Here is an 8,030-nt window from a genome sequence, read left to right on the forward strand (position 1 = left end):
CTCCTACGGGACGGCTAAACCCGTTTAACAGTCTGTAGGTCGAATTCACCCAAGGGCACAGAGAGCCTGAAAGGCGTAATCCGACATTCCCCCGTTTAACAGCGGGACTAGCCTGCCTGGCGCAACTGTTTGGCCGCATTGACCATGTTGGCCAGCGCCCCACGGGTTTCTTCCCATTTACGGGTTTTCAGGCCGCAGTCCGGGTTTACCCATAGCCGTTCCTTGGGCAGCCGCTCGGCGGCTTTTTCCATCAGCTGTACCATCCATTCCACGTCGGGTTCGTTGGGCGAATGAATATCGTAGACGCCCGGGCCGATGTCGTTCGGGTAGTGGAAATCCCGGAAGGCATCCAGCAGTTCCATGTTGGAACGGGAGGTTTCGATAGTAATCACATCCGCATCCAGCGCCGCGATGGCTTCGATGATGTCGTTGAATTCCGAGTAGCACATGTGGGTGTGAATCTGGGTGTCGTCGTCCACGCCCACGGTGGCCAGGCGGAAGCAATCCACTGCCCAGTCCAGATACTGTGCCCACTCCCCCTGGCGCAACGGCAAGCCTTCACGCAGGGCGGGTTCGTCAATCTGGATCACCTTGATGCCCGCTTTTTCCAGGTCCTGCACTTCATCGCGCAGGGCCAGGGCGATCTGGCGACAGGTGTCGGCGCGGGGCTGGTCGTCCCGCACGAAGGACCATTGCAGAATGGTCACCGGGCCGGTGAGCATGCCTTTCACCGGCTTGTCGGTGAGGGACTGGGCGTAACGGGCCCATTCCACTGTCATGGCATGGGGGCGTTGCACGTCGCCGAAAATGATCGGTGGTTTGACGCAACGTGAGCCATAGCTTTGTACCCAGCCAAAGCGGGTGAAGGCGAAACCGTCCAGCAGTTCACCGAAGTATTCCACCATGTCATTGCGCTCGGCTTCGCCGTGCACCAGCACATCCAGTTCCACTTCTTCCTGGTAGCGAATGCAGCGGGCAATTTCTTCCTGCATTTGCTGGTGGTAGTCGGCGTCGATCAGCTTGCCGGCTTTCCAGTCCCGGCGAGCGGTGCGAATTTCCCGGGTCTGCGGGAAAGAGCCGATGGTGGTGGTGGGGAAGGCGGGCAGCTGCAGGGTTTGTTGCTGCCGGGTAATACGGGCGGCAAACGGGCTGAGGCGGTCGCGGGAAACCTGGCTGGCGTCTGTCAGGCGCTGGGCAACGGCAGGGTTGTGAATCCGCGAGGACAAGCCACGGGCTTGCAAGGCTGCCCGCTGGGTGTGCAGGCCGGCATTGACGCTGCTGTCGCCACGCAGGGCGCCACCGAGCAGCGCCAGCTCTTCCAGTTTCTGCTTGGCAAAACTCAACCAGCTTTTCAGTTCGCTATCGAGCTTGTCTTCCTGGTCCAGATCCACCGGGCTGTGCAGCAGGGAACAGGACGGTGCCAGCCAGAGCTGGCCGCCCAGTTCATTGCGCAGGCCAATCAGACCATCCAGGGCGGCGTCCAGATCGGTGCGCCAGATGTTGCGACCGTTGATTACCCCCAGCGATAACACCTTGTCGCCGAGCCGGGGAACAACCTGACCCAGGTCATCGTTGCCGCGTACCCGATCCAGGTGCAGGCCGTGTACCGGGAGCTCCAGCGCGGTGAACAGATTATTGCCCAGTCCACCGAAGTAGGTGGCCAGCAACAGTTTGGCCTGGCTGGCCGAGGCCAGCTGGTCGTACACGCGCAGGTAGGCGCGCTGCCAACTGTCTGGCAAGTCCAGCACCAGAATCGGCTCATCAATCTGTACCCATTGCACGCCCTGGTCGGCGAGGCGTTGAAGGATGTCGCGGTAGACCGGGATCAGCTGATCCAGCAGCGCCAGCTTGGCGCTATCGTCGGCACTGGTAAAGGCATCGCCCTTGCTCAGGTACAGGTAAGTGAGCGGGCCGGGGATCACCGGTTTCGGGTTGTGGCCCTGTGCTTTGGCTTCTTCAACCTGCTCGAACAGACTTTCGCGGGCGATGCGGAAGGTCTGGTCGGCGGCCAGCTCCGGGACGATGTAATGGTAGTTGGTATCAAACCACTTGGTCATTTCGCAGGCTGCGGCGGGGCTGCCGGTGGGCGCGCGGCCACGGGCCATGCGGAACAGGGTGTCCAGGTCCACCGGTGCCTTGGCATCCTGTTCAAAGCGTGGCGGAACAACGCCCAGCAGGCAGGAAAACTCCAGAATCTGGTCGTACCAGGCAAAATCGCCCACCGGCATCAGGTCCACCCCTGCGTCGGCCTGCAGGGCCCAGTGGCGCTCGCGCAGGCTTTTGCCCACATGCTCCAGTTCGCTCTGTTGCAGGTCGCCTGACCAGTAGGCTTCCTGTGCCTGTTTCAGTTCGCGGCGGGCGCCGATGCGCGGAAAGCCGAGATTATGCAGGGTGGTCATGTTGGATTCCTTGGGATGACTGGCGGGCAACAGGGTTTATGCAAGATGTACTGTGCCCGGGGTTTGTTTGGGATCGAGGCTATTGTGTCTCTCTGCTAAGTTGAGGCAAAATCAAATAACTAATCCTAACTATGAATTTTACTCAACTAGCGTTGGCCTGGCTGTAGCCGCGCCTGCAGCCGTTTTGTCCACCACGGAGATTTCCATGCTCGAACTCAGACATCTGGCCACCCTGCGTGCCATTGAAGAGGCGGGATCATTGGTGGAGGCCGCAGAGCGGCTGCATGTCACCCAGTCGGCGCTGTCTCACCAGTTGAAGGATCTTGAGCACCGTCTGGGGGTAGCGTTGTTGGTGCGACGTACACGGCCGGTACGCTTTACCACAGCCGGGCTGAGGGTGCTGGCGTTGGGACGGGAGATTCTTCCCCGGGTGCAGCAGACGGAACGGGAGCTGAAGCGTCTGGCCGCCGGGCAGACCGGGCGGCTGCATATCGCCATCGAGTGCCATTCCTGTTTTCAGTGGCTGATGCCCGCACTGGATGCGTTTCGGGAGCACTGGCCGGAGGTGGAGCTGGATTTGTCCGCGGCCTTCAGCTTTGCGCCGTTGCCTGCGTTGGTGCGTGGGGACCTGGACATGGTGATCAGTTCCGATCCGGTGGAAAACGAGGCTGTACTTTATGTGCCACTGTTTCGTTACGAGCTGGTGCTGGCGGTGTCACGGCAATCGCCGTTGGCGGCGCAAAAGTGGATTCTTCCGGAAGACTTCGCTGACCAGACCTTGATTACCTACCCGGTGGAGCGGGAACGACTGGATGTGTTCACCGCCTTTCTGGACCCGGCCGGCGCCGAGCCGGCTGCTATCCGCACCGCGGAGCTGACCCCGATGACCGCACAACTGGTGGCGGCAGGCCGGGGTGTGGCAGCGCTACCCAACTGGGCGCTCACCGAATACACCGAACACGATTTATTGAAAACTGTGCGGCTGGGTGAAAAGGGGGTGTGGCGCACGCTCTATGCAGCAGTGCGCGCGGAAGACGAACAGACGCCTTATGTGCAGGAGTTTCTCGGTACTGCGCGGGATCTGTGTTTCAAAACGTTGAGCGGAGTACGGGCTGTGAAGGGCAGCTAATACTCTATCGAAAAGCCATAAGGTTGTGGATTGATGAGAGTTTAATGAGGTTTTTTGCTGTAGGAGCGTCGCTGGCGGCGCGATCTGTTGTGCGCCTTTTCAGGTCGCCAGATCCAGCAGTAGCTCGGTCTTTACATGGCTGCCCCACACCCAGGCACTTTCTTTGAATTGACGATGCCGTGCGTCCACCGGGTTATCGGAATCCGCCATGACTTGCTGCGATTTCTCGATGGAGTCTGCCCGCATATAGCAGAGAAGATAGTCCTTGCCTCCCAGTGTGAGTGAAAACCAGGACTCCACACTGACGCCTTCCGCGTGCAGGCTTTCCAGTGCCTGTTCGCGATGGTCTTCGATAAAAGCTTTCCAGTCTTGTACTTCCTCGTCGCTGTTCGGCTTAAGCTCGATCAGGCCGGCGATAACGTCCATGTCAGCCCCTTCTTATCTGTGTTTCAAGACCTTGAGTGGTATCAAGGCTGTGCGTTAATTATTGAGTGCGATGCGTCAGGCCTTAGGCGTCCAGCATCCGGCTGGCAGGCTATTCCCCGTCCCGATACTGGATCTGCAAGCCCTTGAGAAAGTTGCGGAGAATCTGGTCCTTGCAGTCCCGGTAGTGCTTGTGGCCGGGTTTGCGGAAGAAGGCGCTGAGTTCGTGTTTGCTCATGCGGAAGTTGGCCAGCTCGAGCACCGCCAGCACGTCTTCGGCTTGCAGGTTCAGGGCGATTTTCAGTTTCATGAAAATCATGTTGTTGGTGAGGCGGCTTTCCGGTTCCGGTTGCTGCCCGGGTTTCTTGCCGCGCAATGCATTGATCAGGCCGTTGAGAAAAATCGCCAGGGTACGATCGGTGCATTTTTGAAAGGCCGGGTCGTCGTCCTTTTTCAGCCAGTCGCTGACCTGTTCCCGGGTGACAGTTTCGCCGGCTTCGGCGAAAACGCCGATCATGCGAGTGTCGTCGAAATCGAAGATGTACCGGGTGCGGCGAAGGACGTCGTTATTGAGCATGCGGGACCTGTGGTAAGGGAAACGGAGAGGCGTGACCGCCATGGTTCAAATGTAATAGTACAGGGAACCGATGGCGGGAACACGCCTGCATGTCCGTCGACGTTTCAGGGGGTAAAGATTTTCAGCCCCACAATGCCGGCCAGAATCAGCCCGAGACAGAGTAACCGTGGGGCGTTAACCGCATCCTGGAACAGCAGAATGCCCAACAGCACGGTGCCGATAGTGCCGATGCCGGTCCACACCGCGTAGGCGGTGCCTACGGGTAAGGTCTGCATGGCCTTTGCCAATAGCCAGAAGCTGGCGACCATACCGATGAGAGTAAGCAGTGAGGGAAGCGGGCGGGTGAAGCCGTGGCTGGCTTTTAGTCCCAGCGCCCAGCCGGTTTCGATAATGCCTGCGAGTATAACCAGGGCCCATGCCATGACGTGTCTCCTGTCATGGGGTCGTCCCCGTTATGTGATTGATGCGGTGGCGGTGAATGCCGGGGTCGTCCCCGGTATCCATTGGTGTGAAGTATAGCTCAGACCCACTGGCGGAATCAGGGTTCCTGTGGGGCGAGAATTTTTTCGATGCGCTCGGGGTCATGGCAGAGCGTGAGCAGGGAGTCCTGGAAGGGGCGCTGTGCTTCCTCGTTGAAATGTTGCTGTATCCACTGCCTGAGCTGCTGCTGGTAATGGAAGTAGGGGCAGTCTTGCACCGGTGTGGTTTCTATATGGGCGAACAGCGGTACGGTGATTTCCCGGTGCTGCTCACCGGTTGGGGGTGCGATGGTGCGCGTTTCGGCCACCGCATCCGGGTAAGCCGGGTGGCGAATTGTCCACTGGTCCGAGGCCAGATAGCTGGCCGGCATGGCCATATGGAAACCGATATGGGAGCTGCCGGGCAGGGTAAATTCCCCTTGCGCATTGCTGGTGGTAGTGCGGGGCGGCTCAGGGTCATCGGGCGAGACAATCAGACTGATGGTGGCGTCGCTGATCGGGGCGCCGGTGTCGCCATCGATGATTGTGCCGCTGACGGGCTGGGCATCCCACATTCGTTGAATAGTGGGGATGCAGCCGGTCAGTAGCAGGGCAAGTGCTGCTCCAAGCAGCGGGTAGACGAGTGCCTTCTTTGTGGATGACCTGATCATGACACGGTCTCTATCAGACTGGAGAGAAAGGAATCCGTTTGCTCTGGAAAATAACCGCTGGCCAGGCCCAGCAGAATGAGCGCCCACAGGCTGATGCCCAGCAAGATCCAGATACCGTTGGCGAGCGTCAGTCGATTATTGAGCAGGCCGTGCTCATCCCCCTGGGACAGGTTGATGGCTTTTTGTGCCTTGAACAGGACGGCCCAAGTGACGGGTAGAAGCGCCAGTGAAATCAGGTCCAGAATGCCAAAGGTTTCCATGTTGGCGGCGGCCCGGTCAGACACGGTGCTGATCAGGTAGGAGAGAATATACAGGGTCGCCATGGTGGTGACCGGTAAAGGTTTTGCCTTTCCTTCGTTTTCGTCATTGATGGTTTTCACCAGCGAGCCAAAGAAAAATACACTGAACAGGGCGCGTGCTACGGGTTGCACTTTTTTCTGCCGGATGTCTTTTTGGTTCTGCCAGTTTCGGAAATTCCAGTAGACGTCATAGATGCCCAGGGTCGCCCAGAAAAGCAGATTGAACTTCCAGGGAGCGACAACATAGAGCGCTAAACCCGAGGTGTCTGATTCCGGTGTGATGATCTCGCTGTCCGGTGCCTGGTAAAGGTTGGATTCCATTCGCTGTTCCCCCGCATCGGCGCTTGCCGATGGTATTTTTGGATAATGCTGGCTGTGATTACGACCAGTTCTTATAGGGTGTGGTGCTTAGCGCACTGTTGTAATAACGGCTGTCACCGGTGACCTCTTCCCCCAGCCAGGCCGGTTTTTCAAAGGGCGTGGTTTCGCTGGGCAATTCGATTTCTGCCACGGTCAGCCCGTCGTTATCGCCGTGAAACACATCAATTTCCCAGCACAGCTCACCTTGTGGCAGCCGGTAACGGGTTTTATCGATGACGCCGGCGCCGCACAGCTCGGTGAGCATCTGGTGAGCATCCGCCAGCGGAATGGGGTATTCGAATTCACTGCGGGTGGCGCCCACGGTTTTGCCCTTGATGGTCAGCCAGGCGGTGTCCCCGGTGGTGCGCACTCGCACGGTGGCGTTCTTGTCGTGGCTCAGGTAGCCCTGGGTGAGCCGTTCCCCGGCCAGGGTATCGATAATGGTTATGTCACTGACTTTAAACTTGCGCTCAATTTCCGTTGCCATGGCTAGCTGCCTGATTAGTTGTCTAATGCATGGCAAGCGTAACACTGGCCAATAGCACTTCCCCATCATTTGTCGCCAAGCGGTTCATGTTGACGGTGATTCATTGATGAGGGCTATGCCGAATTATTCAGGTCTATGCCCAGTTGATCAAAACTGATGTCAAAACCCAGTGCCTTGTAGCCGTCGATGATGTCCGCAGGCAGATAAAACGCCGGCTCGTCCATAAAGAAGTACTGTGACACCCCGATGCCGTAACGATAGTGCGTTTCCCACATGCTGTTATGCGGATCGGGATTATCCGCGTTGGGGTTGTCCAGGACAGACAGTTGTGGCGCCAGGCGCTGCAGCTTGTAGAGCAGCTTTTCAAAGTGGTCCCGGTGGCTGGCGGTGTGGTCCAGCTGGCTGGACAGAATCCAGCGATTTTCCTGGCGCAGGGCCTCGGGGACAGCGTCGCTGTAGTTCTCGCCTTCGCACCAGTAGTCGTCCGCACTCTGGCCCAGTAACAGGTCCAGTTGTTGCGGGTCGTGGTCAAAGCCGAAAACGGCAAAATAGACGTGATGTTCCATTATGGCTGACCCGGGCGCAGGGCGCGGTTGCGTTCCAGCTGATCCACCGGAAAGCCCTTGTCCTCGGCCACCTGTACCAGGGCCTGGTACTGGTCATCGTTGAGTTCCGGCTGGCGCGCCAGTATCCACAGATACTCGCGGCTGGGTTCGCCGATCACCACGGTCTGGTAGTCCTTGTCCAGGGCGATTATCCAGTAGTTGCCTTCGGTAATGGTGGGAATCAGTTTCGATACCCAATTATCAAAGCGCACTTTCAGCTTGGCATTACCGGAATCGGGGACAATGCGAGCGGTGCCTTCGGCTTCACTGGGTTCGTCGCCTTCGCGCTGGCAACGGTTTACCACCTTCAGGGTGCCATCGTCATTCAGGCTGTAGGTGGCGGTGGAGTCGTGGCAACCGCGCTGAAACCATTGCGGCAGGCGGGCGATTTCATACCAGGTGCCCGCATAGCGCTGCAGGTCTACCTGATCCACCGTGGCCAGAGGTTTGTCGCCGCCACAGGCGGCCAGTACCCCGCTGATCAGCACGATAGACAGGAATCGGGTGGCACGGGCAGTGTGGGTTACGAACATCAATGTCTCCTCTGGGGTGGAACTAGGGAGCCTCTGAATAACTCCTTGCGTACTCAGCGTGGCCTGAAGCGTGCAGCTGTTGAGTCTTG

General features: G+C 58.5%; 10 protein-coding genes. 1 reads left to right on the forward strand and 9 read right to left on the reverse strand.

Annotated features, from left to right (window positions below):
- Positions 1 to 107 precede the first annotated feature (107 nt).
- Positions 108 to 2,399, reverse strand: coding sequence for a 5-methyltetrahydropteroyltriglutamate--homocysteine S-methyltransferase (gene metE, locus ADG881_RS16300; protein ID WP_007150761.1), 2,292 nt, complete (start codon positions 2,397 to 2,399; stop codon positions 108 to 110).
- Between the two features lie 205 nt (positions 2,400 to 2,604).
- Between metE and ADG881_RS16305 the strand changes: the two genes are divergently transcribed.
- Positions 2,605 to 3,528 carry a LysR family transcriptional regulator gene (locus ADG881_RS16305; RefSeq protein WP_039926989.1) on the forward strand — a complete coding sequence of 308 codons (924 nt, stop codon included), beginning with the start codon at positions 2,605 to 2,607 and terminating at the stop codon, positions 3,526 to 3,528.
- Between the two features lie 99 nt (positions 3,529 to 3,627).
- Here ADG881_RS16305 and ADG881_RS16310 read toward each other — a convergent pair whose 3' ends face one another.
- The 8 genes from ADG881_RS16310 to ADG881_RS16345 form a co-directional block, all read right to left on the reverse strand.
- Complete coding sequence (locus tag ADG881_RS16310; protein ID WP_007150399.1) at positions 3,628 to 3,954, reverse strand: DUF6176 family protein; 327 nt, start codon at positions 3,952 to 3,954, stop codon at positions 3,628 to 3,630.
- Between the two features lie 109 nt (positions 3,955 to 4,063).
- A complete protein-coding gene (locus tag ADG881_RS16315; RefSeq protein ID WP_007150175.1) occupies positions 4,064 to 4,528 on the reverse strand; it encodes a DUF1456 family protein in 465 nt (154 codons plus the stop codon).
- 104 nt (positions 4,529 to 4,632) lie between these two features.
- Positions 4,633 to 4,950, reverse strand: a complete 318-nt coding sequence (locus tag ADG881_RS16320; RefSeq protein ID WP_007151187.1) for a multidrug efflux SMR transporter — start codon at positions 4,948 to 4,950, stop codon at positions 4,633 to 4,635.
- Between the two features lie 116 nt (positions 4,951 to 5,066).
- Positions 5,067 to 5,657 carry a carboxypeptidase-like regulatory domain-containing protein gene (locus ADG881_RS16325; protein ID WP_039926990.1) on the reverse strand — a complete coding sequence of 197 codons (591 nt, stop codon included), beginning with the start codon at positions 5,655 to 5,657 and terminating at the stop codon, positions 5,067 to 5,069.
- Positions 5,654 to 6,277 carry a hypothetical protein gene (locus tag ADG881_RS16330; RefSeq protein ID WP_007149924.1) on the reverse strand — a complete coding sequence of 208 codons (624 nt, stop codon included), beginning with the start codon at positions 6,275 to 6,277 and terminating at the stop codon, positions 5,654 to 5,656. Before ADG881_RS16330 ends, ADG881_RS16325 begins: the two co-directional genes overlap by 4 nt.
- Positions 6,278 to 6,335: 58 nt before the next feature.
- Entirely contained in the window at positions 6,336 to 6,803 is a 468-nt protein-coding gene (locus tag ADG881_RS16335; RefSeq protein WP_007149391.1) for a CYTH domain-containing protein, read from the reverse strand.
- A gap of 113 nt (positions 6,804 to 6,916) precedes the next feature.
- Positions 6,917 to 7,369 (reverse strand): DUF4279 domain-containing protein, encoded by a 453-nt coding sequence (locus ADG881_RS16340; RefSeq protein ID WP_007150572.1) that lies wholly within the window; start codon positions 7,367 to 7,369, stop codon positions 6,917 to 6,919.
- Complete coding sequence (locus ADG881_RS16345) at positions 7,369 to 7,941, reverse strand: lipocalin family protein (RefSeq protein WP_007148652.1); 573 nt, start codon at positions 7,939 to 7,941, stop codon at positions 7,369 to 7,371. Before ADG881_RS16345 ends, ADG881_RS16340 begins: the two co-directional genes overlap by 1 nt.
- Positions 7,942 to 8,030: the final 89 nt, after the last annotated feature.

The organism is Alcanivorax sp. DG881, from assembly GCF_000155615.1.
Taxonomy (GTDB): domain Bacteria; phylum Pseudomonadota; class Gammaproteobacteria; order Pseudomonadales; family Alcanivoracaceae; genus Alcanivorax.